The organism is Petralouisia sp. (genome assembly GCF_056822245.1).
This window is the reverse complement of sequence record NZ_JBQIOP010000007.1, coordinates 11482-38044: the sequence shown is the minus strand read 5'-3', so window position 1 is coordinate 38044 and position 26563 is coordinate 11482. Positions and strand designations below refer to the sequence as shown.

Below are 26563 nucleotides of genomic sequence, written 5' to 3'. Positions count from 1 at the left end.
TTTATTACTTTAAAAGCTTTTGGTTTTCTCAGATACAGCCTGCCAATGGAAGGCTTGATCTTTGAGAACGGACAAAAGCCCTTTAATGGGCAAACCTGGCTGCATCAGTGCAGAATGCCTTTAATCATCGGCAATTCTTCCGGAGCCTCTGGCAGAATGGAATAAGCCCTTACAATTTTCCCATAGGCTTTTTTGGCTTTTTCCATATCGTTGGCATAGACAGTGGCAAGGGCCTCTCCCGGCTGCACCGCCTGGCCTCTTTTTTTATGTAAGAGAATACCCACGGACAAATCAATGGGACTGTCCTTCGTCACGCGTCCGCCGCCTAAAATCAGGCTTGCCAGTCCGATTTCTTCAGCCTGGATGCCTCCCACATACCCTGTTTCCGTATTGATGACCTTCATCTGAATGCCTGCAGCCGGCAGAAGTTCCGGCTGATAGACATACCGCCGCTCCCCGCCCTGGGCCTCTACAAACTCTGCCAGTTTATCCAGCGCCGTTTTCTTCTGGATGGTCTGTTTCAGCAGTTCTTCTGCGCCTTCTTTCGTGTCCGCCTTCCCTGTCGCCAGAACCATTTCTGCGCCCAGGGCATAGACCACCTCCATCAAATCTTTGGGCCCAAGCCCGTTTAAGGCGAGGATTGCTTCTTTGACTTCCAGAGAATTCCCCACGGCGTTTCCCAGGGGCTGATCCATGTCTGTGATCACCGCAGACATTTTCTTTCCGGCGCTCTTACCGATTTCAACCATCTCTTCTGCAAGGGCAAAGGCGTCTTTTTCTTCCTTCATAAAGGCTCCGTTTCCCGTCTTTACATCCAGAACCACAGCGTCCGCCCCTGCCGCCAGCTTTTTGCTCATGATACTGGCGGCAATCAGAGAAAGCTGATCCACGGTAGCCGTCACATCCCGCAGGGCGTACAGCTTCTTATCTGCCGGGGCTAAATCAGCCGTCTGCCCCATAATCGCCATATTCATCCGGTTTACGTTCCGGCAGAACTGTTCCCTTGTCAGCGCTGTGGAAAATCCCGGAAAGCACTCCAGTTTATCAATGGTTCCTCCCGTATGTCCCAGCCCTCTGCCGGACATTTTAGCCACAGGAATCCCAAGAGCGGCTGTCATCGGCGCCAGTACCAGAGAGGTTTTATCTCCCACCCCGCCGGTACTGTGCTTATCCACCTTGATTCCCTGGATTCCTGATAAGTCCAGAACCTCTCCGCTGTCACGCATTGCCAGCGTCAGCGCCAGGGTTTCTTCCTTCGTCATGCCCTGAAAGCACACTGCCATCAGCAGGGCGGACATTTGGTAATCCGGGATTTCCCCTTTGACATAGCCCTCTGTCATAAAGCGGATTTCGTCTCCGGTAAGGGCATTGCCTTTCTTTTTCTTTTGGATGATATCATACATTCTCATATCAGCTTTCCTCCAGACTCAGTTTTCTTTTTCTACCAGATCTCTTTCCATCAGCAGCAGTATATTTTGGTTCAGGGTGCTCATATCATTCTTGCGCAGCGGGAACCCGCCGATCTGCAATGCCTGGATATAGATGATCTCTACAAAAATTCTCAGTGCGTCCTCTTCCTTGATTTTGATTAAATTATTTACGATTGGGTTATTGTAATTGAGATAAAGTACCGAGATGGCGTCTTCTCCCTTCAATTCCCCTGAAATCATGCTCAGCATTTTGGTAAATATGGAATTGGCTTTGTTCTTGGAGGATGCAATCTGCCGGTTCAGCACCGCTTCCTCATCCATCAGGAAAAATGCCGGCTGACTCTCGGGCTGAAAGCACTTTAACTCCGCCTTGCAGTCTCGTTCTTTTAGAATTTTATTTGCTTTCTCCAGAAATTCTAGTCCAGCCTCCTGCTCCTCCTCTTCCAGTTCCTCCATCAAGTCCTCGATTTCCTCTTCTTCTACTTCGCTGACCCGGATGCCGTACAGATGCCCCAGGCCCTCTAACAGTTCCAGGGCATGGACATAGGTCACGTTGATCAAAAGCTGATCCTGTGCAAAAAATAACTGGGACAATTGCTTATACCGCTCCCTGTTGGGCGCATAGATGAGATCCTCTCCGCACATCCGCAAATCGTACCCTGTAAGAGTTCCTCTGGTGGTTTCAAATTCAAAATAGTCAATCAGCGTCCGAAACAGCTTGGGATTGGACAGCGCCAATTCCATCAGCGTAAGCTGATGCACCCGGAAAAATTTTCCAAACAGTTCCGGCTGATCGTCCGCCATGGTGTCTATGTACGCAATGATCCTGTTTTCTATGGTTTCCCTTACAGCGTCTAAGGTCTCGTCCTCGTAAAACCCTTCTCTGGAAGCCGTGGGCTTTAAATCAGAAGCATGGACAATGCATTTGGTAAATACTGCCCAGTCCGGCAGCAGGCCGTCCCCTTTTTCGGTCAGCATCATGTGCTTCAGATAAATCCGGTGCTCCGGTCTTGCAGTAGGAAGCACCGTATAATTTAAGATATAGATAACTCCTGTCACATTTCCTTCTCTGGCGGAAAAAGTGATGCAGTCTAAAAACAGCTCTCCGAACAACATCTGGCCAAACAGCAGAAGCTCCTGCTTATTGGTAGTTCTGCCTTCCCAGGGCAGGTAAACCGGGTTAATCTGTTTTTCTTTTCCGCCCTGGCGGATAAGCACTGGAAAAGGCAGCAAAAGCCCATAATAGGAAACCAGTTCTTCTATGGATTCTCTGGTAAAATACTCTTCCATCCCCTCTTTGGCAAGGAGCACAATTTTGGTTCCCGGCCCATCCAACGTTTCCCGGTTTTCCGTGGAGGGAGTTAACGTCTCTATAGTATAAGTTCCGTCCGGTTTTCCCCGCCATTCCAGCACCGGAGCGTCCTTGCTGCGGCAGGATTTGGTAATCAGGCAGATTTCATCTGAAACCATAAAGCAGGACAGCAGGCCGATGCCGAACTGCCCGATGTAATCCCGGCGTACGCTTCTGTCCTCTAATTCCCGTTTGGAGGATTCACCGATAATTGCCAGAAATCTGTGAATTTCTTCTTCCGTAAGTCCCTGGCCGTTGTCAGTAAACACCAGCTTTTCTTCCTCTTCTATCTCCAGGATAATGGAGCCTTCCAGTTCCTCATCCTCTATTTCCCTTCTTCCTGTAATGGCGTCCGCCGCATTCTGGAGAAGCTCCCGGATAAAAACATCCGGGCTGCTGTAAAGATGATCTGACAAAATCTCAATCATGCCGCCCAAATTCACTTTAAAACGATAATCTTCCATTGCTGATAACCCCCTGTTCCCGGAACAGCGCATGCACTGCCGCTTCGTACTCCCGAAGCGTTTCCGATTTTCTAATGTTCTTTGCATAAGCTTCGTAATCTGAAAATGACTGTATCATATAAGACCAGATTTCTTTCATTTTAAACAGTACATTCCGTTCTCCGGATAAAAGCTCCTGATACTCCCTGTATATTCTGTCATGGAACCTTCGGTACAGTTCCTTTTTCTCCGCCTCCCGGCTTTCAGGCTTACCTGCGGTAAAACCGGAGGTCTCAGAGGAAGCTGCGTCCGCCATGCATTCCCTGCAGAGATCTGGATTGGCAATCACTCCCCGTCCAATCATCACAGAGGAAAGCCTTGGAAATTTGCCCCGGAGTTTTCTGAAATCCTGCGCTGAAAAAATATTTCCATTGTAACACACCGGATTGACGCTGTTTTGCAATGCCTCTGCAAATACCGCTTCATCCGGCAGATTGCTGTAGAAATCTTCCCTCACTCTGGGATGGATAATCAGTTCTACTAACGGATACTGATTAAAGAGCTTCAGAAGTGTTTCAAATTCATCCGGATCTTCCATGCCGATCCGGGTTTTGATAGAAATGCGTATCGTAAGTTTTGAAAAAATCTCATCCAAAAAACGGTTCAGTTCTGTGGGATGAGCCAAAAATCCCGCCCCTTTTCCCTTTGCGGTTACCGTACCGGAAGGACAGCCCAGGTTCAGGTTGATTTCTTCATACCCATACTCCCCAAGGACGCCCGCCGTCCGGATAAAATCTTCCGGCCGGTTGGTCAAAAGCTGAGGAACCAGAAAAAGCCCCTGATTGTGCTCCGGAAGAACATCATTTTTCTCCCGGCTGCTTAAGCCTTTTTTCTGCTTCGGCACCAGAAAAGGGGTAAAGTACTTATCCACAGGGGTGAAAATGCTGTGGTATGCATTCCGGTAAATATAAGTAGTAATGCCCTCTAACGGGGCAAGATAATAGTTCATGGTCTGCTCCCTGCTGATTTTCCTAATTCAATCGAAAATGCTTATTCTTTGTTTAATATCCGGTCAAGTTCTGTAATCAGCTTATCCTTCACGGCCGGTTTCAGAAAATAACCCGCCGGTTTTAATTTCAGCACCGCTTCAATATTGGCCCGGTCATTAACTGCCGTCAGAAATACCACGGGAATGTCTTTCATCTCCTCGTCGGCGCGGATCATTTCCAGTGTCATTTTTCCGTCGCAGACCGGCATTTCATAGTCCAGAAGAATCAAATCCGGCCGCTGTTTTCCAATGGAAGTCATAGCCTGGGCTCCGGAAATTGCAATGGCAACTTCATAACGCTCTTCCAGCATGGCCTTCATTGTCCGCAGGGTAGTGCCGTTATCATCTACCACCAGTACGCGTTTTCTGCCTCCGGCTGCTTTCTTTTCTTCTGCCGCTCCTGCCACTACCTGCTCCTTATTCAGCCCAAGCTTTCTGCAGGCCGCATTCAGAATGGTTGTGTTTTCCACCGGACGGATCAGATTTTCAAACTGGCTTTCTTCATAGTATTTGAAAAATTCCCTGCTCTCCTCCTCTGTTCCAATGGTCAGAACCGGCGTATCTTTATACTGGCTGCTCAGCAAAAAAAACATGGATGTGTCAATGCCGTATGCCCCAATCAGACTGATGACAACCAGATCGGGATTTACAATTTTCATCATCCCCTCCATAACCCCTGCATTTTCTGAACAAAGCTGTACATGGAAATATTGGGACAAAAATGTATTTGTCTCTTTCACCACACTATTCAATTTCCCTACCAGCAAAATTTTCTTCATGTTTCCTCCTCCAATCTATCTTCCCATCTGCCCGATCAGCAAATCTGCAAGACGGTCTGCCTCATCCGGGTCCAAATTCGTAACTGCTTCTGCAAGCTTTTGAATATTTTGTCCCATATCCTCTGGATATTCATAGGACTGAAGCTGGCTCATAAGCTGATCCGCCTGATCAATGTCCATCTGCTCCATGCTGACCCTTACCATCTCCACCAACGCCTGCATGACGGAATAATCTGTCACTGCTTCTTTGGCCTTGTCTTCTATACCGAAAACGCCCTGCAATTTCTGATGGTAACTGCGCCATTCTTCCAAAAACGCCCCCGTCATGGCATGGATTACATCTATTTTACCACCTTTTGCCGCATATTCCAATACCTTTGCAACCCCTGCCAGGGGAACAATTCCCACAGTAGCCGCCAGACTCTTCATGGCATGAACCTGAATCCGGTACCGGTCTGCCTGCTCCGGCTCATTCAGCCGGTCATAGGCTTCCTCCAGACGGTCTGCCGCCGAATCAATCTGGCTGTAGAATTCTTTGACAGTATATTGAAGCAGCTCCATATCCGGCAGATGCAGCCAGGCGTAATTCCAGTCCAGGCCGTCCACCTGGGGAAGCTCTTCCAGGGAAATCTCCGGCTGCTTCCCGGCGGCTGTCTCATCTTCGCTCCCGTTTTCCGGCGCCTCCTTGAGAAGCTCCCTGGGCAGCATTCTTTTCAGCATATCTTCCAGCTTCTCCGGCACAATAGGTTTCGAAAGAAAATCATCAAATCCTTCCGCCAGATATTTTTCCCGGGCCCCTGCCACCGCATTGGCCGTCAGCACGACAATCGGCGTATCCTTACAGGGAAATTCCGTAAATTCTTTGATACAGTGCAGCGTTTCTACTCCGTCCAGTTCCGGCATCATGTGATCCAGGAAAATCAAATCATACGGATATTTCTGAACCAGCTCCAGACATTCTGTCCCGCCCTCTGCCTCTGTCACCTGAATCTGAGTTTCCTTCAACAGGCTTCGGAATACCTTGCGGTTGACTGCATTATCGTCCACCACCAGTACTTTGGCCTCCGGAGCCAGAAACTTTGTGCCGTAACTGTAATTTTCCGCAAGCTGACGCGCCCTGGCTTCAAAATCCCCGATGGGCGTTGCATCCACAACCTTCTGCTCCAGTTCAAAATAAAACTTTGATCCTACCCCATAGACGCTTTTCACCTGAAGCTTGCTGCCCATTAACGTAAGAAGCTGAATGGTAATATTCATGCCAAGGCCGGTGCCTTCGATATTTCGGTTCCTGTCCTCTTCAATCCGTTCAAATTCCGCAGACAATTTGGGCAGATCTTCCTCCCGGATTCCAATGCCGGTGTCCTCCACTTCAAACCACAGATTTACCATTCCCGGCTTTGTCTCCCAGCTTCTGAGCCGCAGCCAGACAGAGCCTTCCAGGGTATATTTTACAGCATTGGTCAGAATATTGGTCAGCACCTGTCTCAGCCGCACATCATCTCCAAACAGCCTGGAGGGCACTCCCGGATCGATTTCCACTTCCAGTTTAATATCCTTATCCTTTGCCCGCTGAGCCGTCATATTGGCCAGATCGTGAATCAGGCTGCTCATGTCATATTCCACCGGTACAATTTCCAGTTTGCCGGAATCGATCTTGGAAAAATCTAAAATATCATTAATTAAGGATAATAACGTCTGGCCTGCCGTATAAATATCCATGGCATAGTCTTTGATCTGCTGTTCTTTGGCTTCACGCAGAATCATCTCGTCCATGCCGAGCACTGCATTGATGGGCGTGCGGATCTCATGGGACATCCGGGCCAGAAACTTGCCTTTCGCTTCATTGGCGGCCATTGCTTCATGCCTTGCCTCATCTGCATCTTTCTTGGCCTGGGCAAGCTGAAGATTCTGCTGCTGGGCCGCTTTTACTTTTTCACTCAGCATCCGGGCGCTCTCTTCCGCACTGAACCGGTATTCTTTGGAAAGCTGCAGGGTATGCATAGCCGCCATCAGAACGCTGAATACCACCATACTGTACTGCCCCGCTGTATTGCCGTAGGGATTCTGAAAAACCGTGTTCATGATTACATTGGCAATTCCGCCTGACAAAAGCACTACCACTGCCAGTATCGCAAGCAACGCCTGATAAATCTTTTTCTGATATTCCAGCTGGATCAGGCTTGCGATTGCAACCACACAAATCAGTCCTATAATTACAGCCGAAATATTTGTCATTGCCGCCAGATGCACAAGCCCGGTTAGTTCCAGAATAATCTGTGCCACCGCATGGATGCTGGCAATCCACAACAGCCCGGAAAAACGCCGGGGAAACAAGGTGTGCAGGCTTTTTTCAAAATACAGCGCCAGAAACAGAGGAATCAGAAGAATCAGATACTCCTGCATCTCATAGGCTTCGTGCATATTATAAAACAGACTCAGCGTATCTGTTCTAATGAAGCAATAAATTCCTGACGCTAACCCAACAAGCCCCAAAAACACTTCTCCCCGGGCCGGCTGACAGGTGTACAGCCGTATCATTGCCAGTACGAACATGATAATCGCCACAATCATGATTAACAGACAGCAGCCAATGTCTGCCACATTGTTCCCTATAACTCCGATTACCATTGTGTCACGGGTTTCCATTTTGACTTCACTCACCGTTGCCGCCGCATCTGGTTCCCGGGAAGAGAAAACAAGCCATATTTCCCCTTCTTCCGCCGTATGAGGAATATCCACATAATTTTCCATATCTTCCAGGCGCTCTTGGGAAATATGATTTTCAGAATTGTCTTGCTCGCCGATACCATACTGATAAATCATCTTTCCGTCCAAAAAAACCATGACACTGGATTTTTTGGAGAAAAAACTCAAAGTCAGCCCTTCATAATCCGCCGGAAGAATATTTTTTAACACCACTATATCACCGGGATTGCTTGTTCCTTTCCAGGGCAGCTCCACACTCTGAAACATTTCCGGTTTCAAAGTATCTTTCAGCAGCTTTTTCACTTCATCCGGGCTTTGTTCCTCCACATTCGGCATATTCGCACCATCCAATACCGCTGCCGTCCAGCCCTCATCGTATAAATGTTCCACCATCTGCGGCAAAAAAGAGAATTCCTCCTCACTTTGAAAGCGAAACAGTGCAATTACCATAAAAACGAGGGTAAAAAGAACAGAAATCCCAGCTATTTTTCGCAAATATTTCATATGTACTACCTTCCGCTGCATAGACCTGACAAAACTTTCCCTGCAGGCCCTGTAAAACGCCTTCCCAAACATATTTTTCCAATTCATAAAGCAGTATAACATTTCCTGTACCATAAAGCAATATTCCAATCACTGCACCATTTTTCCATTTCTTTCATATTGTATAAAAAGTAAATCAATAAAGAGAGGAATAACCATTATGGCTAATTATCATACACCATCTGACTGCGGCTGCAGCCAGAACACGTCACAATGTCCAATGCCCGAAAAACCCTGTCCCCTTCCTTCGCCGGGGCGGCCCATGATGCAGCGGCCCTGCCCTGCGGATATGCCGAAACGCCCCATACAGAGGCCCTGTCCCGCTCCCATGCCGGGACGGCCCGTAATGCAGCGGCCCTGCCCTGCGGATATGCCGAAACGTCCCATGCCAAAACCCTGCCCGGCTGACATGCCAGGCCCTAGCATGCCGGACTGCCCGTCAATGCCGGGAGCATGTCCCTGCTCCTCTGATCCGTTGGCAGGCATGCCGGTTGGAATGGCGTACGTTCCGTGGCAGTGCTTCCATGAGACATTTGAAGTAGATAAAGCGCTGCAGTGCGGAACGATTTTCCCGGAATTAAGCAAACCCTTTGCAGGGAAAGGAGGCTGCCCCAAATGAAAGGAAACCAAATGGAACAGATGAAATTATTTCAGTGGATTAATATGGTAAGCTTCGCGGTAAACGATATTGTGCTCTACCTTGACACTCATCCAATGGATCAGGAGGCAATCGCTTACTTTAATCATTTCCGCGAAGTGCGCATGAACGCTTTAAAAGAATATGAGAACTGCTACGGCCCCCTGACCATTGACACGGCAAAACCAGATCAGAAATGGCTGTGGGCAATGCAGCCCATGCCCTGGGAAGGAGGAATCTGCTAATGTGGAATTATGAGAAAAGATTACAGTACCCGGTAAATATCACCCAGACAAACCCGCAGATTGCCCAGGTAATCATCAGTCAGTTCGGCGGGCCTGACGGGGAACTGGCTGCTTCTATGCGGTATCTGTCCCAACGGTATACCATGCCATACCGGGAAGTTGCGGGGCTGTTAACCGATATTGGTACAGAAGAACTGGCCCATATGGAAATGATTTGCGCCATAATTTATCAGTTAACGAAAGATTTATCTCCGGAAGAAATCAAATCCTCCGGTTTTGACAAATATTATGTGGATCACACATTGGCGCTTTGGCCCCAGGCGGCAGGCGGAATTCCATTCAATGCCTGTGAATTCCAGTCCAAAGGCGATCCCATTACCGATTTGACGGAAGATTTGGCCGCAGAACAGAAAGCCCGCAGCACCTATGACAACATTCTGCGTCTGGTGAAAGATCCGGAGGTTGCTGACCCAATCCGGTTCCTGCGCGCCCGGGAGATCGTTCATTTCCAACGGTTCGGTGAAGCAAACCGGGAAGATTGCAGTAAATCAAAACACACAAAATACAATCACTAAGACGCATACCCACACGCCCTCAAAGCTGTGGACTTCGGTTTTCACACTAAAAGAAAGGACAGCCAGTTTGACTGTTTCTTATTATTCTTTTTGCAGCTCAACATCTGTATTCGCACTTTCCGCAGACTTGACCTTAACACTACCTTTTTCTTCTTCCGAACCAACATTTGTTTCGTTCTCTTTTTCATCTTCTTTCTTATCCAGTGTCTTATCTGCTTTATCCTGTTCAGCCTTTTGATAATCCGATATGGTGTCTTGTGTTTCTTTTACCTTGTTTCCTATATTTTGGGTAATGTTGTCAATCTTTTCCTGCAAGTCTGCTTTTTCCTCCTCCGTTTGAGCAGTACGCAATTTCCCCTGCAAGTCTGTCCGCACTTTCTTCATGCCTGCAATTTGCTCTTTTGTCGTTGAAAGGGAAATAATCACTCCCGTATCTGCTGCGCCTGTTTTCTGGTTTCCGCCAATCATATCATCAAAGGAAGATTGTTTCTGCTGTTTCTCTCTGCGCTGTTCAGTCTGGTGTTGTCTTAACTGCATATTCAAGTCACTAATCTGCTGCTGTAATTCCTGCCGCTTCGTCATTTTTTCTTCCTGCGTCATATCTTTGTTGGAAGAAAGCTCCTGCAACTGCTTTTGTGCATTGGCAATCTGGTTCTGGATATTCCGGCTGTAAGAATCTGTTGCTTGATTTATTCCCATTTGCCGCACTTGTGCATTTGCTCCATTGATACTGCTAATTTCCATTTTCCTTTTCCTCCTTGACCTTAAATAAAATTGGAAATGCTTTTCCCGTTAAACCTTTAAGTCCAAATTTGCACCGACCCCCGCCTGCTGTTTTGAATTTGCTCTGCCTGCATTATCTTCTTTGGCTGCTTCAATAATTGTCCGAATATCTGTATCATTCAGATAAATCATGCCGTCTTTGGAAGCTGCCAATTTTTCATTTAGAAGCTGTTCCGCTTTGTTTGGAGTTGATTTTTCTTCAATCTTTCCATCTGCGCTATCTTCTTTTACTTCTTTCTTTTCTTCTAATGTTTCAGACAATTCTTTTTCCTTTTCAGCCGCCTTTTCTTTTGTCTTTTCAAGCAGTTTCTCAGAATTTTTCTTCCTTTCTTCTCGGAGCTTATCGCTCAATTTTAACATACCATCGTTTCTGCCCTGCATTCTGCAATGATAATTTCCATTCTCATCAATATAACTATGCTGATACACGATCGTCCAGCCACTGGCTTTTGCCATGCTTTCTGCCAATTTAGACATAGACTCAACGCCTTTTATCATGTCTTTCATATCCTTCTCTTTTTCGGGGTCATTCTGCATTTTTTCCAAAAGTTTTGGATTAACAGTCAATGACTTGCCGTTTTTGGCTGATGAACAGGCATTTCCAACCTTAAAATCTACACTTGGAACAAGTTTTGCTAGTCCATTTGCATAATCAGTTGTCCTTTTTCCCTTATTACTTTCCACTGTTTCCGTTGTTTTTTCTGTTTCCTTTTTCTTTGCGCTGTTCGCTGTACTGCTTTCTGCTACGCTCTGCGCTGCGTAGCTGCTGTAATTGTTTGTAATCTCCATTGCCATGATTTTGTCCTCCTTGATAAAAACTTTATTTGAAATCCATTTCTATGTTGCACTTATAGTATTTTAAGCAATTTTACCCGCCAATCGGTCAAGGGATTTTCATAAGGGATTTTGACTACCTGCTCCTTTGAATCAAATTCATAAAAACAGTGACACCCAATCCCTCCAACGCCGGGAAGTTTATAAAAACCTCCAAAAACAATAATAATCTCCCCCTTTGCATTATTTTCCTGCAAATAACTTTCAAATGTTTTCCTGTCTACATAAACGAAATTGTCATCATAAGAAATCATTTGTTGCAATTCATCATTGGTATCTTGGAATGTAACATTTTTACCGTCAAATCCATATGTATAGATAGCGCTATTTGCAATATTTCTGTCATAAGAAATATGATTTATCCATATACCCGTTGCTGCTATGCACAATACCGCAGCAATCAATGTACTAACTGCCACAATCCGTCTATATGGTTTATACCGGGCAATCCTTGTTACTCTCTGCCGGATATTTTGATATTCTTTATCTCCTGTAAAGGTAGCATACATATTGAAATCTTCACTTTCTGCCTGCAATATCCTCATGCTTTTTAATAATAGCTGCCCGTATGTATATGCTTTTCTTTGGCTTCTTTGGATTGTTACAAAGTCGCAGATTTCCTCCATATCCTCCCGAAAATATCTTGTACCTATGGTAAGAAATGGATTGAGCCATAATATAACCCGCAATATATCCCACAAAAAATAAAACAGCAAATGCCCTAACTGGATATGCGTCTTTTCATGGAGCAGAATTGTCTGTAAATCCTTTTGGTCATATTCTTTCAGTATAACTTCCGGCATGATTATCTTTGGTCTGAATATTCCTATGGTGGACGGTGTAACAGGCATTTTGGTAACATAGATACAAGTACCCTCAACTTCTCTTTTTTCCATACCTGCAACCAGTTTTTTCAACTTTCTTTTTTTATAAAATAACCGGGCGGCGTATAAAAATACGCCGCATAAGTAAACCCAATTTATCCATACATGGATTTGGCAAATTCTAGCCCACCAAGAAAACAATATTGCACCGATTGTATCTTCATAAAAAAATTTTATCTTCCCTACAAATAAGACTGGAAGAAACAAACTCCATAATGTACCTTTTAGGAATACCTTGTTTTTCAACAGAGTTTTCCGCAGGAGAAACACAAATGCAAATATCACGAAAGAAATCTGAACACACTTTAAAATCTGAATGACATAATAAATAGCCGCAAGGTTCAAAAAACTTATCCCACTATTCCAAATTTCCTGTACCGTCATTCTTTATCATTATCCTTGTCTTTGCATTTATCCAAGATTTCTTCCAATTCTTGAAGCTGTTCTTCCGTTAGCTTTGCACTCTGCAAAAGAGCCGCCATTGCGTTCTTCCGGCTGCCCTCAAAATAGCTCTCTACAAACTTCCGGCTTTTCTCCCTTTGGCATTCCTCTTTTGACTTTTCAACGGTATAGTGGTAAACCCTTAAATCATGTTCATCTACGGTATAGCTTAAAACGCCTTTCTGCCATAAACGGTTCAGCAGGACACGCACCATTCTAGGCGACATATCTGACCTGCCCTGCATTTTCTTGATAACTTCCTTTGCGGTCATGGTAGGCGTATCATTCGCCCAAAACACTTCCATAATCAGCCATTCGCTCTGACTGGGAGTAGTTTCTCTTTCCATGCTGTTTAGCCTCCTTTTTATTATTCTTATATCTATATCGGACAAAATTCGATTTTTGTTAATGTTTGTTCCAAATATTTGTTAATGTTTGTTGATTTTTTATCTTTGCGTTTGCCTGTCCCGCTGTTGCTGCTTCGCCTGCCGCAAAATACTGTCTACGTTCTGCTTGATTGTATCATACTGCTTTACTTTCTTTTTCAGTTTCCCGTACTCTTGATACAGCTTGTCTTTCTTCTCCGTAAGCTCCTTGTACTCCGTATGCAGCGTTTTGAAGTCGGGCAGCTTCCCGCCGTTCCTTGCCGCCTGCAACGTCTTAGCGGCGGCTTCGTGAATGATAATGCTGCTCTCATTGCCACGCAGGAACTTTTCTTTGTCCTTTGCCTTTTTGTACTGCGTATAAATCGCCTTTGAGGGATTGGGTACTCAATCCCTATGCTTGCTATTCCGCTATTCTAAACTTTTTATAAAATTTTCAAAATACTTTGCCATTTTATACCTCCCGTACGTAGTAAGTAGTAAAGGGGAAGTTTACGCTATTCCCGTATAGTGTACTTGCCGCTTCTCATAAAATTTAGGGAAACCGTCAAAGGAGAAAGTCTATGCCAAAAACGAATAACTCTCCTACACCCGATACCCCAATACGAATGGAAAATCTTTCCATAGACAAAATGAGGCTGACCGTTACCAACATCTACCCCGCCTTCCAGAAAAAATCAGAGCAGGAAACCCGGCAGGAAGTCGGGGCACGGCTCTATCAGATTTTTAAAAAATATGCGTAAGTCCCTTGCAAAACAATCATGGAAACGATATGATTGTTTTGTGGATATGCGTCTTACGTTTTAGGGGGGGGTAGATAAAATGTACGACGCATTATATGCAAGACAGTCAATCGAAAAAAAGGACAGCATATCCGTGGAAAGCCAGCTTGAGTATTGCAGATACGAAACCCACGGGGAAGCCTGCATTGAATATACGGACAAAGGTTTTTCGGGCAAGGACACCAACCGTCCCGGCTTTGAAAATATGATGAATGATATTCGTGCAGGAAAAATCAAACGGGTTATTGTCTACAAACTCGACCGTATCAGCCGTTCCATTTTAGATTTTGCAAACATGATGGAGATTTTTCAGAAATACCATGTGGAGTTTGTTTCTTCCACGGAAAAATTTGACACGTCCACACCGATCGGCAGGGCGATGTTAAATATCTGTATCGTGTTCGCCCAACTGGAACGGGAAACGATACAGAAACGTGTAACGGACGCTTATTATGCACGGTGCAAGCGCGGCTTCTACATGGGCGGACGTATTCCCTACGGCTACCGTCTGACAAACACGGTCATTGACAATATCCGCACTTCCATGTACGAGGAAGTCCCGGAGGAAAGCGAACAACTAAAGCTGATTTACTCCATGTATGCGGACACGGACAATTCACTTGGGGATATTGTACGGTACTTGAACGAACACCAGATTAAAAATCTGCGCGGCGCGAACTGGAATACCGCCCGTATCAGTGAAATGCTCCGCAATCCCGTGTATGTGGAAGCGGATATTGGCGTGTACCAGTTTTTCCAAAGTCAAGGCGCGAACATTTATAACCCGGCAAGTGATTTTACGGGCTATAATGCCTGCTATCTCTATAAGGGTACGGTTTCCACTTCAAGAAAGCAAAGTGACCTGTCCGACAAAGAGATTGTGCTTGCGCCGCATAAGGGTTTTATCCCCTCTAAGACATGGTTAGCCTGCCGCATACGGTGTTTAAATAACCGACAATCTACAAAAACCTGTAAACCCAAAAACTCATGGCTTGTAGGCAAGGTAAAATGCGGCAACTGCGGTTATGCGCTGACAATCCGCAAGGCAAAAACAAAGTGGGGACGTTACTTTGTTTGCAGCCAGTCGGGAAGCCGTGGGAGCAACTGCACCGGGGCGGGCTGTACGGTTTATGCAGACGTTTTAGAGGAATATATGCTTGACGCAATCAAGGAAAGACTGTCGGAATTTCAGAAACTTTCCTGTCTATCTGAAACAGGAGAAGAACAAACAAATATCACGAAAAAAATCCGTCTGACACAGATTGAGGAAGAAATCGAAGAACTTCTCTCCAAAGTGTCCGGGGCAAGCGGCGTTCTGATGAAGTACATAAACGAAAAAGTATCAAAACTGGACGCAGAGCGGAAAACCTTGCAGGAAGAAATCGTTACGGCAAATGTCACAGACACAGAAGGCAGATTGAAACAGATAACCAATCATGTAAAAGCCTGGGAAATGCTCTCTTTCGAGGACAGACAGGCGGTAGTCGATACGCTTATCAAAGTTATTCGCATTGCAGACGGTAACATCGAAATCACTTGGAACATTTAACAAAAAACATGAAAGTCTAGCCACACAGTTTTGAGAACAATTTAATAAAAATCTGTTGATAAGCCAATACTAAATACCGTATAATAATGAAAAAGAACATTCATAGAAAACAGCCGAAAGGAAGTGATACTATGGCACCTGCAGCACAGGCAATCAGAAATCAGGAAATCCTAAAAACTGAATATTCCGAAAAAGCAGCCATAGGCGCATTATATGACGAACTCTCCAAAGGAATAGAAAGTCTGAAAAAAGGCGATGTTTATACGATTGATGAAGCATGGGAGGAAATTGACAAAATATAATGCCGGATAAACCTAAAAAATACAAAATTGTGATTTCCAAAGATGCTCTCTTGGATATTAAATCAACAAAAAAGTATATTCTTGACACCTTCAAATATCGGGAATATGCGGAAAACTTTTCAAAGAAGATAAAGAAGGCAATCAAAGAGCTGGATTCCTTCCCCAAAGGCTATGAAGCTACGGGATATGTGATTGAAGGATTTAGCGTCTATTTCAAGCCTTACAGTACATATTTAATTTTCTTTGTTGTGAAGGATTCCACCATTACGGTAATCCGGGTCTTGAAAGACCGCATGTATTGGCAGTCCATTATCAAAAAGATGCAGAAAATCAACAGATAAATTTACTTCAATCCTCCCGTTTCGGTGAAGGACTGCGTATTGTTCAGGAACACCTGGATTCCAAAAACTTCTATGCGGCCAATCCTGCTTTTGACTGCAGGAAATAGCCTCAGCCTGAAAATATATTTACAGCAGACAGCCGGGAGGCCAAAGGGTTCCCGGCTGTCTGCTGTAATTAATTTTCTTGTTCATCTTTTTCATCCTTCCAATAGATTAAAACCGTTTATACTGTACCGTTTAATCTTGTTTTTTATTTCTTCTGTTCTTCTCTTATTGATATCCTGCTTTTCATAAATATCATCCAGCAGTAAGTCAATATTTTTCTGCATCAGCATATTGCTATGTACCATATTTTCCATAATATCAATTGCATTTCTGGGATTATTTCTAATGAACTCTTCCAGGGAATCCTTTGTAATACGCATCAATAATACATCGTCATAAGCAACTGCTGTATAAATACTGGGCTGGCTGGAAAGCACATTTGGCTCACCGAAACATTTGGGCTTGGAATAAATCCCAATCAAATGCTCTTCTTTTTCTCCATACCGAATATATACTGCCACAGAGCCAGATATAATTTTGTACATTTCCTCATAAATTTCGCTCTCTTTCATAATAATATCGTCTGCATGAAATTTCAGCATTGCTGCCTTCTCCATTTAATTTTTGCTCCTTCTTTTTTATATACTTATTACAAAATGATTTACCCCATCCTCAAACTTATGCTCCATCCCTTTGGATACCCCTTTTATCATCCTGCAGGACAAATCTTCTTCACTGCCAAAAGGATAAAAAGAAGACCCGCTGTAAGAAAACCGCATCTGCACCAGATTTTCCCGATCACTGTATTCCACATCCAAAGAAATATCCACTCTGCCTTCTTTTTCTGTTGCAGGCAGGAGTTTCATCATTAGTACTTCCTCTGCCGCAAGCTGCATAGCATAAATCTGCTTCTGGGAAAGCTGCTGTTTCCGCCCAAATTCCTCAAGCTGGGTGATAAAGGCCGGAAAGTCAAAATCACATGAGATTTTATCCACATGGAGCACTTTAAGCTGCCGGATAAATATTCGGGTCCTCTCCCTCTTTGGATGTTCAAAAATCCGTTCCGGCGTCCCATCCTCATAGATTTCGCCCTGATCCATATAAAATATCCTTGTGGATACATCCTTTGCAAACTTCATTTCATGAGTCACAATCATCATGGTCATTCCCTGGCTGGCCAGCCTGCGGATAACCGAAAGAACTTCCCCCACCATAGTAGGGTCCAGTGCAGACGTCGGTTCATCAAAGAGAATGATTTCCGGCTCCATAGCCACCGTCCTGGCAATCGCCGCACGCTGTTTCTGTCCTCCTGAAAGTTCATCTGGATACGCAAGCGCTTTATCTGCAAGCCCTATGGTGCGAAGCAGTTCCATTCCTTTGTCATAGGCTTCCTGGCGGCTTCTTCCAAGAAGGTCAATCTGTCCCATCATGACATTTTCAATAATGGTCTTGTGGGCAAACAAGTTAAAAGACTGAAATACCATGCCCATCTTTTGCCTTACCAGATTCACCTTACATTTCTTATCTGTCGTTACCACGCCGTCAACTGTAATCTCACCTTTTGTCGGTTTCTCTAAAAGGTTCATGCAGCGCAGCAAAGTTGATTTCCCAGTACCGGAAGGCCCTATAATGGAAATCACCTCCCCTCTTTTAATCTCCACACTTACATCCCGCAGGGGAATTACATTCGGATACTCCTTGCACAAGTGCCGGATAGATATCATACTTGTTTCCACACCAGCTTCGGGATAAACCTTCTGATTATTATGCATATCTGCCATTACATGCACACCCCCTTTATCCTGCGTTTATTCCGCTTTGGCGCTGCTTTTCGCTCTGCCAGGGACAGAGCCACCGTCATGATATTTGCAACGGCAAAATATATCACTGCCGTCATTATCAGCGGGAAGAACGCCTCCATAGTCCGTGAACGGATAATATCTGATACTTTCGTCAAATCCTGTACGGCAATATACCCTACCACAGAAGTCATCTTTACCATCGAAATAAATTCGCCTTTCAGTACAGGTATAAAATTCCTGGCCGCCTGTGGAAATACAATCTTAAAAAATGTCTGGCTTTTCGTATAACCCATGGCAAGAGCTGCCTCACTCTGTCCTTTATCCACTGTTTCTATTCCCGTCCGCATCATTTCTGATGAATAAGCTGCAAAATTGATAGAAAAACCAATCACTGCAACCAGAATTTCAGAAATGTCCACTGAACCGAAAATCCCATAATATAAAATCATCAGAAAAACTACAATGGGCATCCCCTGAACCACACGGACAAAAACCGCCCCTACTAACTGAATTGACTTATAACCTGTCCTCCGCAGCATACATATTAAAAAGCCAAGGCACAAGCCGAAAATTCCCGACAAAACAGAAATCAGTATGGTAACGCCAAGCCCTTGTAAAATCAGCCGCCATCTTCCCTCCACGATAAAGGTGCTTCGGAAGCTATCCTTCAAACCAGACCAGAAACCTTCCTGCTGCACTTTACTGTCTAAGTCACGCACCAAAAGCACCATAGCCGACTCATAGTGGGTATCCGCAAAATCTATCCGCTCCTTTCTCTCTTCTGTAATAGACATGCTTCCGCTGGCCACATCTGCCTTCCCGCTCTCTAAAGCAGCAATTAACGAAGCAAATTCACATGTTGTCATCTCTACCTTCATATCCAGTTCACGGGCAATCAAAAGCATCAGGTCTATCTCAAGCCCCAAAGGCTCACCGCCGCTTCCCACATACGTCATAGGCTCATGGGTGCTGTCATAGTAATATCGGATGGTTCCTTTATTCCCCCGGCCAGTCCTGCCCTGTTAATTCTTTCACGCTTTCATCTGCCCCAAGCCATTTTTCCTTCAAAGATGCAATGGTTCCATTCTCTTTAAACTTTTTGATTGCTGCATTAAACTGTTCCCGCAAAGGGCTTCCCTTGGGAAAAGCATATCCGTATTCATCTAAGACAACAGGCTCCTCAAAGATTTTCAAGCCTTCATTCTTCGCCACTGCAAGCTGTGCCAGCGGCTCATCCAGCGTACCTGCATCCACACGGCCTGCCTTGAGGGCCGCAACGATATCAGGAACCGAATTGTAATAAGAAAAATTCTCCGCACCTGCAATCACTTCCTGCAAAAGCTTATCATAAACTCCTCCGCTTAATGCGGCAAACCTCGCCCCGGCAAAATCAGAAAGCTCCTTATAAGTTTCTCTGTTCTGCCCTTCCTGTCCTGACCGTACCATAACGGCAGTCTCTGAAGGATACACACAATCTGAAAATTCAATATGCTTCCGTCTTTCTTCGGTGGCGTTTAAGTTCGCCATAATACAGTCTATGTCACCAGCCTCGGCTGCCGCAATAATCCCATCATAGTCATAAATTTTAATTTCTACTTCCGCATTTAACCATGCGCCAAAACGGTAGATCAGCTCCACATCATATCCCGTAAGCTCCGTCCCCTCATAGTAACTAAAAGGCTGAACCGTCCCTGTAGTTCCAACTTTAATCTTACAATCCGGCGCCTGGGGCACAGGTATTTCCGGCATGGTTTTCTCCGCCTTGCTTACCCAGCGATCGTACATATCATCCAAAGTCCCCTCTGCCTTTGCATCTGCAAGAAACAGGTTCACCTTATCCTTTAAATTACTAATCTGGCTCTTGGGTGAAATCCCCACAGCCAAACCATGCTCTCTCCCAAATTTTCCTCTAAAAGCTCCACATCCTCAAGTCCGCTGGCAATGGCAAATTCCATCATTACACGGTCATATACAAAGCCGTCCAGCTTTCCCTGAGAAATAGCAAGATACCCCGATGTGTTGCCGGAAAATGTTTTGTGCTCTGCTTTCGGAAGATATTTCTCCGCCATATACATGCCTGCCCCGCCTTCTGGGACACCAATCGTACAGGCAGGTTCGTTAAGCTGCTCTATAGAGGTGATTTTTTCATTCTCCTGCTTTTTGCATCCTCCCAAACAAACTATCACAAAGAGGATAACTGTCAAAAACAATGTTCTTTTTTGCAATGCCATTTTTCCCTCGCTTTCCGTCTGCCATAATCTCTCTGTCCTATATAGCTTCCGCTATGTCATTTCCATAGCCAAATTATTATACCAAATATTATTTTTGATTTAAGCTGTATGGAATGGTTCGTATTTTTTTCAGTACAATTTGCTATTTTTTTCCGTATAAATGTCCATCTGCTTCGTTAAAAGGGGCAGGTTCACTTTGGAAGGGGTGTACGGACTTCGTATACTGCCCGAAACCCAATGATCTGTTAAAACAAAACAGGCTCTCCAAGTGGATTTTCCCACTTGAAAAGCCTGTTTTACACTATTTACTGTTTTGTCACCCTGTTAAATTGTATTAATCCATAGTTCTGCATCCCGTTCCTGGTTTAAGAGTTCGTATCTGTTCATTGCCATCCTTCTTGCTCCGGCTTAATCTCAGCCGCTTCTCAAGTTCAAGCAAACAGCGTTCCCACCGAGATGAAGTCAGCAGATTTCTTATGCGGCAGCCCATTAAAATTTTCTATCCTTTCTTTAAAAAGCGCTTCCGCATTCTAGAGCTATTGTCATATACTTATCATTCAGACTTAAACCAAAATCTGCCAAATCTCGTATTTCCCACTTCTCGGAATCTAAGTTGTCCGCCCCATAGAAAAACTGCAGCAGGGAAATATTCCTGAATTTTGCAACCGCCAGACATGCGGAGCATTCCATTTCAACGGCGATGCAGCCCTGCTTTTTACGTTCCTCCACGGCCTCTTTGGTTTCTCTGTAAAGGGCGTCGGTTGTCCAGATTTTCCCCACTACATATGGGATCTTCTGCTTTTTCAAATACTGCACCGCTATGTCATTGGAGGAGCTGTCCGCGCTGATTTCCTCGCTTCCCGGAATGTAATGGTAGCTTGTTCCCTCATCTCTGACAGCTGAGGAGGGAATAATTATTTTGCCATCTGCATCGGCCTGATTTAATATGCCGCAGCATCCAAACTGTACCACTTTCTTTGCTCCTAAAGCTATGACCTCCTCTAAACCGGCAGCGCAGGCGGGCGCTCCCACTCTTGAAAGGAACAGTCCCATTTTTTTATCCGCATATTCTATTTCATAGATCGGTATGTTTCCATTTGCAGAATATAAATGCGCAATCACGTTGGCTGTATGTTTCTCCACAAAGTCTTTGATGGCGATTTCTGAAAATGTTGTGATGCATACTTCCGGAAAACCGGGAAGCGGTTCTGTAACGTCACAGGGATTAATAAATGCATTTTTATTCTCGTAAAAACGATGAAATATGGTTGTCATTGCAATCACTCCTTACTAAAATTTTTCTGATTTGTCTCGCGATTCTGAAAGGAATTTCTTCATTAATGGGCATCAGCTTACTGTACATTCTCACCCCCTGATAGGAAAATACAATCAAATCAAAGACAGCGTCAATATCCACCTCATGAAACTCCTGCCTGGCAATTCCATACTCCATCAGCTTTTTCCATGTATTGGCAGTGATTAAATATTGTTCATATAATGTGTTCTTTTGGCGCGCAATATCATGAATGCTGAAATACTCATAGATTGCCACGCTTAATGAAGATTGGCTGTCAACCATTTCCTTCTCATATTTATATAAAATATCATTCAGTATTGTTACAGCCGATTGATTCTGTTTTATTTTTAAATCAACTTCATTTTCCTGCTGCCCTGTCATATCATCAATAATCTCCTGAAAAATTTGACACGTGCTTTCATAATGGCCATACAAACCGCCGCGGCTTAATTGTGCAGCTTCACAAATATCCTTCATTGTCACCTGTTTAAAGCCTTTTTCGGCAAATAATGAACATGCGCATTTTTTAATATGTTTCCTTGTTTCCCGTCCTCTCTTATTCATGTGCAACCCAACTTTCCGACATATGTGTCTGAAAGTATTATACGACACATATGTCGGAAAGTCAATATCAAAAGTTAAACCCAACGGCTGTATACCTTATCATTTTACCTGTCTGCTGATCCACTTTCCATACATTGAATATTACAGAAGCAATGTGTACAAACATAGAGCTGCCAATGAACGGCAGCTCTATGTTTGCTATTTCTGATATATTATTTTTCTGATGGCATTCACCTGTTCCAGTTCTCCATCTGACAGCGCCTCGCCGTAATTTCTCCTCCATCATTCGCCCTCCATAGGCGCCACATTTTTCCAACCCCGCAGCGTTTCCTCGATTTTCCTGTGCCAACCTTTTTGGAAAAATAGACACTTTGCAGGATCAATGCCAAATTTATCACCTGTAATCGCCAGTGCCAGCGCGCGGCAGCCACCCCCGCAGTGTTTGAAATAAGAACACACCGCGCAGGTTTCATTGTTCTCTGACAATTGCCCCAGTGTAGTGCAGACCTCGCTCAGATATCTTCCTTTTTGCAGAATTGTCTGCAATCCCTCTTTTTTAACATTGCCCAGGAAATTGTTCTTCGCGCTAAAATACCCTGACATCTGCATACAAGGGTAGACATTTCCGTCTGCTGCAACCGCAGCCATCCCCCTGTTTCCACGGCATACGGGCATACTGTCCCGGTACTCTCCTGCAATGTATTCAACGGGGCGCAGGCGGTAAGATTCTGTTCGTGGAAACACCGTAAGAAACTGCCAGATATCTATTGTCATATTGTGACTCTTTTTGCAATATCTGTCGGCAAATTCCAACATTCTTTCGTAATATTCCTCAACCTCTAAGCAGGAACCATCTGCATTTTCCTTCCAGCGCGGCGATTCTGAAGTGCGGATCACCCTCATTTCGTCCACACCCATTTCGTCTAACATTTCCGCTGTAGGCAACATGGATTCGATATTGAGCCGATGAACGTTCGTCTGCACTTTTACACGAAACCCCTTCTCCACGCACAGGCGAATTGCCCGAAGCGCGTCCGTCTCCGCCCCCTTGCGGTTTCTGAGCCAGTCGTGATGCCCGATTCCATCAAAGGATATTTTAATCAGCGGATTACAGCCGATTTTCCTAAATTGCTCCAATGCTGTCTGGTCAAGAAAAGAACCGTTCGTGTTCAGATCCTCAAGGTACATTCCGTGTGCATAAATACTCTCCACAATCTCAAAAAAATTCTTATGGAGCATAGGCTCGCCGCCTGTAATTGTAAAAGCATTGATTCCACACTTTTGCGCCTGCGCAATCAGCCTATTTGCTTCCTCAAGCGTCCACTCACTCATTATGGGAGCGTTATCGGCAGCGTTGAAGCAGTGCAGGCAGTTATAATTGCATTTCCCTGTTATCATCCAGCTCATTGCAGGAAAATAGCGGTTGTCACAGTCGAGGTGTTTTTGCCATTCAGACAGGTTACTCTCATCCTTTGCAGGAGCAATAAATCCCATATCCAAAAATTTTTCCGCAAGCGGCAGTTCTCCCTCAAGCTCCGTTTTACCGTCGCACTTCAAGAGGAATTCAAACTCTTCCTTTTTCAATCCTTTCGCGTAACGGACGCCCTTTCTGTAATACGCATACGGCACCAGCCGCCATGAGCGCAGGGCGATGTCTGGATTTAATATGTACCGGCTCATCTCAATTCACTCCTTATCATTATTTGCGGAAACTGCCGCAAAATACGGATATTACCTAGTACATCGAATAATTAATAACTGCCATTTTCACTTGTCTATACTTCCGATAGCACAGGACAAAAAGCCTCAACGTAGCCCGCTACGCCTGCGTTTTTTGTCCTGCACTCTCGAAAGCATATCCTGCGTGAATATAGCAGTTATTTAATTTTCGATGTACTAGAAATTCCCCCACTGGCCGCAGTGTGGGCAAATCAAATCTGGAGGATAACGCTTTACTTTGACGGCGTCAAGGTCACCTCCGCAGAATTTACAACGATTGCATCCGCCTCCTGCTACATTGTCAAGCTCATCATCCGATAACTCGCCCATCTTGTGAAACTTTTATTTGAAAACTCTGCCTCCTTCTCATTCACCGGATAACCATTTTCCTTTGCGAGAGCCATAAGCTCTTCGACAGAGTTTGCCTGTTTTGCCTTTGCAATAAATTCTTCGTCAAATTCTGTCTGTGTTGCCTTTGCAATAAGGTCTTTTTTTTCCATAGCGCTTTCCTCCTAATATTAAGTTACCTTTACATTTTGTTACAGATTACAGTATAAAAACTGATAATCATAGACGTGATTCGCGCCTTTGTTCTTTTATACGAATCAAAACCGCCGAGAGCCAATAAATTTCCAAAAAATTTTCAGGCCCTCAATTCTGCGGTATCGTCAACCCTTTGTCTGTCCACTAGTTCTGCGAAAAAACCTCCCCTTTGTATCAACTTTTCATATGTCCCGTCTTCGATAATCTTTCCTTTATCAAGCACCAGAATCCTGTCGCACTGTTTGATGGTAGAGAGCCTGTGCGCGATAACAATCCTCGTGCATTTCAGACTGTCCAGCGATTCCGAAACCGTTTTCTGCGTGAGATTATCAAGAGCTGAAGTCGCCTCGTCAAACATCAGTACTTTCGGTTTCGGCGCAATGGCACGGGCAATCATCAGCCGCTGCCGCTGCCCGCCCGAAATTCCGCCGCTGCCCTCGGAAATCATTGTGTGCATCCCCATCGGCATACGGCGAATATCCTCTGCAATGCCTGACAATTCGGCGGCATGCCAGGCATCATCCATAGTAAGCCACGGTGCAGATATGATAATATTCGAGAAAATATCTCCCGTAAACAACTTGCCATTTTGCATTACCACGCCGATATTTCTCCTGAAAGACTTTAAGTCCACCGCCGCAATATCCTTACCATCAACGTAAACGGCGCCCTTCTGCGGCGACTCAAAGCCCAGCATAAGCCGCAAAAGCGTGGATTTCCCGCACCCGGTTGCGCCCACGATTGCCACATACTGCCCCGGGCGGATTTTCAGCGACAGATCGTCAATCACAAGGGGCATATTTTCGTTGTAACGAAAGGAAACGTTATTCAGCTCAATGCTGCCCGAAAGCCGCGTAATCATCTGCTTTCCCTCGGAAATTTCGGGAACTGCCTTCAAAATCGGCTCTACCATATCCATAATTGGCTTAATCTGCGCTACAGTCAACGCAATTCCCGCAAGCGAGAGAAACGCCCCCGAAACCATTCCGTAAGCGGTATTGAATGCATAGTAGTCCGCTACGGACACTCCTGACGATACTGCAATCCAATACATCATAATCGTTCCTGCAAGCGAGATGGCGCTTGAAATAACACTGTTTATCTTCAGGAACATCGGAGGGTTGTAGGCAAGCCGCGCTTCTTCGGCATAAAGGTTCCCCCACCGTGCGAACGCACGCATTTCCGCTCCCGAAAGCTTAATCTTCTGCACGCCCGATATCAGTGCATAGGACATTCCGCTCTCTTTTGAGGACAGCTCCATCTTTTTTTTGCTGACCTTCATCTGTACCAATGCCGATATCACTGTAAACGCCACGGTAGCAAGCATTATGAAAAGCGACGGTATCACCAACGCGGGCGCGTACACAAAGATCTGCGATATATATACAAGTGAAAATACAGTCGTAAGCCCTGTCGTCAGCACTGCAGACGCCAGCATCTGGCACAGCGAATTGATGCACTGCGCCCGCGCCGATAATTCTCCCGAACTATAATTCTTGAAAAACCCTGCGGGCAGCGACATTAAGCGGGACATGATTGCAGCCTGAACCGAAATACCCATTTTGGTATTTATCCGCGCTATAATCAGCGACTTCACGCCGTTTATCAGCAGGGAACTGAGCGTCACGCAAACCATAAACACCGTAATCGCAAGCAAAACCTGTGTGCTGCCGTCCTCAATAACACGTGAAAACAGCAGGTTATTAAGCTTCGGCGATAACATTCCAATCAACGCCACCGCCAGCGCTGACGCGCCTGTCATCACAAAATCAGCGGGGGAAAGCGTTCCCAGAATATACCGCATCAAATCCGAAATTCCAAGCGCTTTCAGCGGCAGCGGCTTGTAAAAAGCTATCGCTTCTTCCTCGAAAAGCTCCTGGTTTTTGCCGTTTATTTTCACAAGTTTTCCTGTTTCCATATCCCTGTAACGATAACCTGAAAATCCCGTGGGGATAAGCGCCACAACCATCCCATCGCTTTTACGAATTCCCAACATTACTCCGATTGCATCTTTGTACCAGCCTTTCGAGAGCATTACCCTGCGGCGCATGATTCCATGGGGGCGAAGCAGGTATTCAAGCTGTTCATTTCTGTCCGTGATATTGTCGGGAATATCTTTCGTATTTATATGATAAAATCTTAATATCTCGTCAAAAGCGTTTTTCGTCTGCTGCCGCTCGTCATTCAGCGCGGCTGAAACATGACTGCCCACCACTGCGCCGGCAATGTTGATAAAGGCATCTGTAAAAACGTCCTGATCGTTTTGTTTCCGCTGCTTTATCTGTTCGTCAAACCATCCCATTCTC

At 45.0% G+C, this 26563-nt stretch carries 28 protein-coding genes and 2 pseudogenes; 8 read left to right on the top strand and 22 right to left on the bottom strand.

Annotation, left to right across the window (positions count from 1 at the left end; all coding sequences use genetic code 11):
- Positions 1–104: 104 nt before the first annotated feature.
- The 6 genes from ACTO17_RS04285 to ACTO17_RS04260 are packed head-to-tail and all read right to left on the bottom strand — an operon-like array spanning position 105 to position 8394.
- Complete coding sequence (locus ACTO17_RS04285; protein WP_482557018.1) at positions 105–1409, bottom strand: pyrimidine-nucleoside phosphorylase; 1305 nt, start codon at positions 1407–1409, stop codon at positions 105–107.
- 18 nt (positions 1410–1427) lie between these two features.
- Positions 1428–3245: an HSP90 family protein gene (locus ACTO17_RS04280; RefSeq protein WP_172538212.1), complete on the bottom strand. Its 1818-nt coding sequence runs from the start codon at positions 3243–3245 to the stop codon at positions 1428–1430.
- Positions 3226–4233, bottom strand: a complete 1008-nt coding sequence (locus ACTO17_RS04275; RefSeq protein WP_482557017.1) for a tRNA dihydrouridine synthase — start codon at positions 4231–4233, stop codon at positions 3226–3228. The genes ACTO17_RS04280 and ACTO17_RS04275 overlap by 20 nt, the downstream gene beginning before the upstream one ends.
- Positions 4234–4274: 41 nt before the next feature.
- On the bottom strand, positions 4275–5051 hold the full coding sequence (locus tag ACTO17_RS04270; protein ID WP_482557016.1) for a response regulator: 777 nt from the start codon (positions 5049–5051) through the stop codon (positions 4275–4277).
- A gap of 15 nt (positions 5052–5066) precedes the next feature.
- Positions 5067–8150, bottom strand: a complete 3084-nt coding sequence (locus ACTO17_RS04265; RefSeq protein ID WP_482557054.1) for a response regulator — start codon at positions 8148–8150, stop codon at positions 5067–5069.
- Between the two features lie 25 nt (positions 8151–8175).
- Positions 8176–8394 carry a hypothetical protein gene (locus ACTO17_RS04260; RefSeq protein WP_172538199.1) on the bottom strand — a complete coding sequence of 73 codons (219 nt, stop codon included), beginning with the start codon at positions 8392–8394 and terminating at the stop codon, positions 8176–8178.
- Positions 8395–8460: 66 nt separating this feature from the next.
- Between ACTO17_RS04260 and ACTO17_RS04255 the strand changes: the two genes are divergently transcribed.
- From ACTO17_RS04255 to ACTO17_RS04245, 3 genes are read left to right on the top strand one after another with little or no spacing between them, the layout of a single operon-like run.
- Positions 8461–8919 (top strand): spore coat associated protein CotJA, encoded by a 459-nt coding sequence (locus tag ACTO17_RS04255; RefSeq protein ID WP_482557015.1) that lies wholly within the window; start codon positions 8461–8463, stop codon positions 8917–8919.
- On the top strand, positions 8916–9182 hold the full coding sequence (locus ACTO17_RS04250; protein ID WP_172538217.1) for a spore coat protein CotJB: 267 nt from the start codon (positions 8916–8918) through the stop codon (positions 9180–9182). Before ACTO17_RS04255 ends, ACTO17_RS04250 begins: the two co-directional genes overlap by 4 nt.
- Positions 9182–9757, top strand: coding sequence for a manganese catalase family protein (locus tag ACTO17_RS04245; protein ID WP_482557014.1), 576 nt, complete (start codon positions 9182–9184; stop codon positions 9755–9757). The genes ACTO17_RS04250 and ACTO17_RS04245 overlap by 1 nt, the downstream gene beginning before the upstream one ends.
- A gap of 81 nt (positions 9758–9838) precedes the next feature.
- On the opposite strand, the gene ACTO17_RS04240 is transcribed toward ACTO17_RS04245, so the two are convergent.
- From ACTO17_RS04240 to ACTO17_RS04220, 5 genes are all read right to left on the bottom strand, one after another.
- Entirely contained in the window at positions 9839–10501 is a 663-nt protein-coding gene (locus ACTO17_RS04240) for a FlxA-like family protein (RefSeq protein WP_016286628.1), read from the bottom strand.
- 48 nt (positions 10502–10549) lie between these two features.
- Positions 10550–11335, bottom strand: a complete 786-nt coding sequence (locus ACTO17_RS04235; protein ID WP_482557013.1) for a DUF6033 family protein — start codon at positions 11333–11335, stop codon at positions 10550–10552.
- Positions 11336–11388: 53 nt separating this feature from the next.
- Entirely contained in the window at positions 11389–12642 is a 1254-nt protein-coding gene (locus ACTO17_RS04230; RefSeq protein WP_482557012.1) for a M56 family metallopeptidase, read from the bottom strand.
- A complete protein-coding gene (locus ACTO17_RS04225; RefSeq protein WP_172535996.1) occupies positions 12639–13046 on the bottom strand; it encodes a BlaI/MecI/CopY family transcriptional regulator in 408 nt (135 codons plus the stop codon). Before ACTO17_RS04225 ends, ACTO17_RS04230 begins: the two co-directional genes overlap by 4 nt.
- A gap of 99 nt (positions 13047–13145) precedes the next feature.
- On the bottom strand, positions 13146–13355 hold the full coding sequence (locus ACTO17_RS04220) for a hypothetical protein (protein WP_482557011.1): 210 nt from the start codon (positions 13353–13355) through the stop codon (positions 13146–13148).
- 290 nt (positions 13356–13645) lie between these two features.
- Here ACTO17_RS04220 and ACTO17_RS04215 point away from each other — a divergent pair, with 290 nt between their 5' ends.
- From ACTO17_RS04215 to ACTO17_RS04195, 5 genes and pseudogenes are all read left to right on the top strand, one after another.
- Positions 13646–13825 carry a hypothetical protein gene (locus tag ACTO17_RS04215; protein ID WP_172535997.1) on the top strand — a complete coding sequence of 60 codons (180 nt, stop codon included), beginning with the start codon at positions 13646–13648 and terminating at the stop codon, positions 13823–13825.
- A gap of 79 nt (positions 13826–13904) precedes the next feature.
- The gene (locus tag ACTO17_RS04210) at positions 13905–15413 is read left to right on the top strand and encodes a recombinase family protein (RefSeq protein WP_482557010.1); all 1509 of its coding nucleotides are present in this window, start codon (positions 13905–13907) and stop codon (positions 15411–15413) included.
- A 131-nt stretch (positions 15414–15544) separates the two neighbouring features.
- Positions 15545–15715, top strand: coding sequence for a hypothetical protein (locus ACTO17_RS04205; RefSeq protein ID WP_172535999.1), 171 nt, complete (start codon positions 15545–15547; stop codon positions 15713–15715).
- Complete coding sequence (locus tag ACTO17_RS04200; protein WP_172536000.1) at positions 15715–16056, top strand: type II toxin-antitoxin system RelE/ParE family toxin; 342 nt, start codon at positions 15715–15717, stop codon at positions 16054–16056. Before ACTO17_RS04205 ends, ACTO17_RS04200 begins: the two co-directional genes overlap by 1 nt.
- Before the next feature lie 14 nt (positions 16057–16070).
- Positions 16071–16163: pseudogene (locus ACTO17_RS04195) on the top strand (manganese catalase family protein); the annotation flags it as partial.
- A gap of 90 nt (positions 16164–16253) precedes the next feature.
- Here the strand turns inward: ACTO17_RS04195 and ACTO17_RS04190 are convergent.
- The 11 genes and pseudogenes from ACTO17_RS04190 to ACTO17_RS04140 all read right to left on the bottom strand — a co-directional run bounded on the left by ACTO17_RS04190 (position 16254) and on the right by ACTO17_RS04140 (position 26559).
- Complete coding sequence (locus tag ACTO17_RS04190) at positions 16254–16718, bottom strand: cyclic nucleotide-binding domain-containing protein (RefSeq protein WP_172536001.1); 465 nt, start codon at positions 16716–16718, stop codon at positions 16254–16256.
- Between the two features lie 399 nt (positions 16719–17117).
- Positions 17118–17825, bottom strand: a pseudogene (locus tag ACTO17_RS04185) (amino acid ABC transporter ATP-binding protein); the annotation flags it as partial.
- A gap of 56 nt (positions 17826–17881) precedes the next feature.
- Positions 17882–18892, bottom strand: coding sequence for an ABC transporter substrate-binding protein/permease (locus tag ACTO17_RS04180; protein WP_482557053.1), 1011 nt, complete (start codon positions 18890–18892; stop codon positions 17882–17884).
- A gap of 7 nt (positions 18893–18899) precedes the next feature.
- On the bottom strand, positions 18900–19781 hold the full coding sequence (locus ACTO17_RS04175) for a substrate-binding periplasmic protein (protein WP_482557052.1): 882 nt from the start codon (positions 19779–19781) through the stop codon (positions 18900–18902).
- Complete coding sequence (locus tag ACTO17_RS04170; RefSeq protein WP_482557009.1) at positions 19745–20134, bottom strand: hypothetical protein; 390 nt, start codon at positions 20132–20134, stop codon at positions 19745–19747. The genes ACTO17_RS04175 and ACTO17_RS04170 overlap by 37 nt, the downstream gene beginning before the upstream one ends.
- 510 nt (positions 20135–20644) lie before the next feature.
- Entirely contained in the window at positions 20645–21409 is a 765-nt protein-coding gene (locus tag ACTO17_RS04165; RefSeq protein WP_172536003.1) for a nucleoside phosphorylase, read from the bottom strand.
- A complete protein-coding gene (locus ACTO17_RS04160; RefSeq protein WP_482557008.1) occupies positions 21375–21995 on the bottom strand; it encodes a TetR/AcrR family transcriptional regulator in 621 nt (206 codons plus the stop codon). The genes ACTO17_RS04165 and ACTO17_RS04160 overlap by 35 nt, the downstream gene beginning before the upstream one ends.
- A gap of 67 nt (positions 21996–22062) precedes the next feature.
- Positions 22063–22281 carry a hypothetical protein gene (locus tag ACTO17_RS04155; protein WP_482557007.1) on the bottom strand — a complete coding sequence of 73 codons (219 nt, stop codon included), beginning with the start codon at positions 22279–22281 and terminating at the stop codon, positions 22063–22065.
- Positions 22278–23675 (bottom strand): radical SAM protein, encoded by a 1398-nt coding sequence (locus ACTO17_RS04150; RefSeq protein WP_482557006.1) that lies wholly within the window; start codon positions 23673–23675, stop codon positions 22278–22280. The genes ACTO17_RS04155 and ACTO17_RS04150 overlap by 4 nt, the downstream gene beginning before the upstream one ends.
- A 332-nt stretch (positions 23676–24007) precedes the next feature.
- On the bottom strand, positions 24008–24214 hold the full coding sequence (locus ACTO17_RS04145; protein ID WP_482557005.1) for a Nif11 family protein: 207 nt from the start codon (positions 24212–24214) through the stop codon (positions 24008–24010).
- A gap of 143 nt (positions 24215–24357) precedes the next feature.
- Complete coding sequence (locus ACTO17_RS04140) at positions 24358–26559, bottom strand: NHLP bacteriocin export ABC transporter permease/ATPase subunit (RefSeq protein ID WP_482557004.1); 2202 nt, start codon at positions 26557–26559, stop codon at positions 24358–24360.
- Positions 26560–26563: the final 4 nt, after the last annotated feature.

Bases quoted from the DNA above. Each gene is read 5' to 3' on its own strand.
- ACTO17_RS04285 (WP_482557018.1), bottom strand. From the start codon at position 1,409: ATGAGAATGTATGATATCATCCAAAAGAAAAAGAAAGGCAATGCCCTT.
- ACTO17_RS04280 (WP_172538212.1), bottom strand. From the start codon at position 3,245: ATGGAAGATTATCGTTTTAAAGTGAATTTGGGCGGCATGATTGAGATT.
- ACTO17_RS04275 (WP_482557017.1), bottom strand. From the start codon at position 4,233: ATGAACTATTATCTTGCCCCGTTAGAGGGCATTACTACTTATATTTAC.
- ACTO17_RS04270 (WP_482557016.1), bottom strand. From the start codon at position 5,051: ATGAAGAAAATTTTGCTGGTAGGGAAATTGAATAGTGTGGTGAAAGAG.
- ACTO17_RS04265 (WP_482557054.1), bottom strand. From the start codon at position 8,150: ATGGTGGAACATTTATACGATGAGGGCTGGACGGCAGCGGTATTGGAT.
- ACTO17_RS04255 (WP_482557015.1), top strand. From the start codon at position 8,461: ATGGCTAATTATCATACACCATCTGACTGCGGCTGCAGCCAGAACACG.
- ACTO17_RS04250 (WP_172538217.1), top strand. From the start codon at position 8,916: ATGAAAGGAAACCAAATGGAACAGATGAAATTATTTCAGTGGATTAAT.
- ACTO17_RS04245 (WP_482557014.1), top strand. From the start codon at position 9,182: ATGTGGAATTATGAGAAAAGATTACAGTACCCGGTAAATATCACCCAG.
- ACTO17_RS04240 (WP_016286628.1), bottom strand. From the start codon at position 10,501: ATGGAAATTAGCAGTATCAATGGAGCAAATGCACAAGTGCGGCAAATG.
- ACTO17_RS04235 (WP_482557013.1), bottom strand. From the start codon at position 11,335: ATGGCAATGGAGATTACAAACAATTACAGCAGCTACGCAGCGCAGAGC.
- ACTO17_RS04230 (WP_482557012.1), bottom strand. From the start codon at position 12,642: ATGACGGTACAGGAAATTTGGAATAGTGGGATAAGTTTTTTGAACCTT.
- ACTO17_RS04225 (WP_172535996.1), bottom strand. From the start codon at position 13,046: ATGGAAAGAGAAACTACTCCCAGTCAGAGCGAATGGCTGATTATGGAA.
- ACTO17_RS04215 (WP_172535997.1), top strand. From the start codon at position 13,646: ATGCCAAAAACGAATAACTCTCCTACACCCGATACCCCAATACGAATG.
- ACTO17_RS04210 (WP_482557010.1), top strand. From the start codon at position 13,905: ATGTACGACGCATTATATGCAAGACAGTCAATCGAAAAAAAGGACAGC.
- ACTO17_RS04205 (WP_172535999.1), top strand. From the start codon at position 15,545: ATGGCACCTGCAGCACAGGCAATCAGAAATCAGGAAATCCTAAAAACT.
- ACTO17_RS04200 (WP_172536000.1), top strand. From the start codon at position 15,715: ATGCCGGATAAACCTAAAAAATACAAAATTGTGATTTCCAAAGATGCT.
- ACTO17_RS04190 (WP_172536001.1), bottom strand. From the start codon at position 16,718: ATGGAGAAGGCAGCAATGCTGAAATTTCATGCAGACGATATTATTATG.
- ACTO17_RS04170 (WP_482557009.1), bottom strand. From the start codon at position 20,134: ATGGCATTGCAAAAAAGAACATTGTTTTTGACAGTTATCCTCTTTGTG.
- ACTO17_RS04165 (WP_172536003.1), bottom strand. From the start codon at position 21,409: ATGACAACCATATTTCATCGTTTTTACGAGAATAAAAATGCATTTATT.
- ACTO17_RS04160 (WP_482557008.1), bottom strand. From the start codon at position 21,995: ATGAATAAGAGAGGACGGGAAACAAGGAAACATATTAAAAAATGCGCA.
- ACTO17_RS04155 (WP_482557007.1), bottom strand. From the start codon at position 22,281: ATGATGGAGGAGAAATTACGGCGAGGCGCTGTCAGATGGAGAACTGGA.
- ACTO17_RS04150 (WP_482557006.1), bottom strand. From the start codon at position 23,675: ATGAGCCGGTACATATTAAATCCAGACATCGCCCTGCGCTCATGGCGG.
- ACTO17_RS04145 (WP_482557005.1), bottom strand. From the start codon at position 24,214: ATGGAAAAAAAAGACCTTATTGCAAAGGCAACACAGACAGAATTTGAC.
- ACTO17_RS04140 (WP_482557004.1), bottom strand. From the start codon at position 26,559: ATGGGATGGTTTGACGAACAGATAAAGCAGCGGAAACAAAACGATCAG.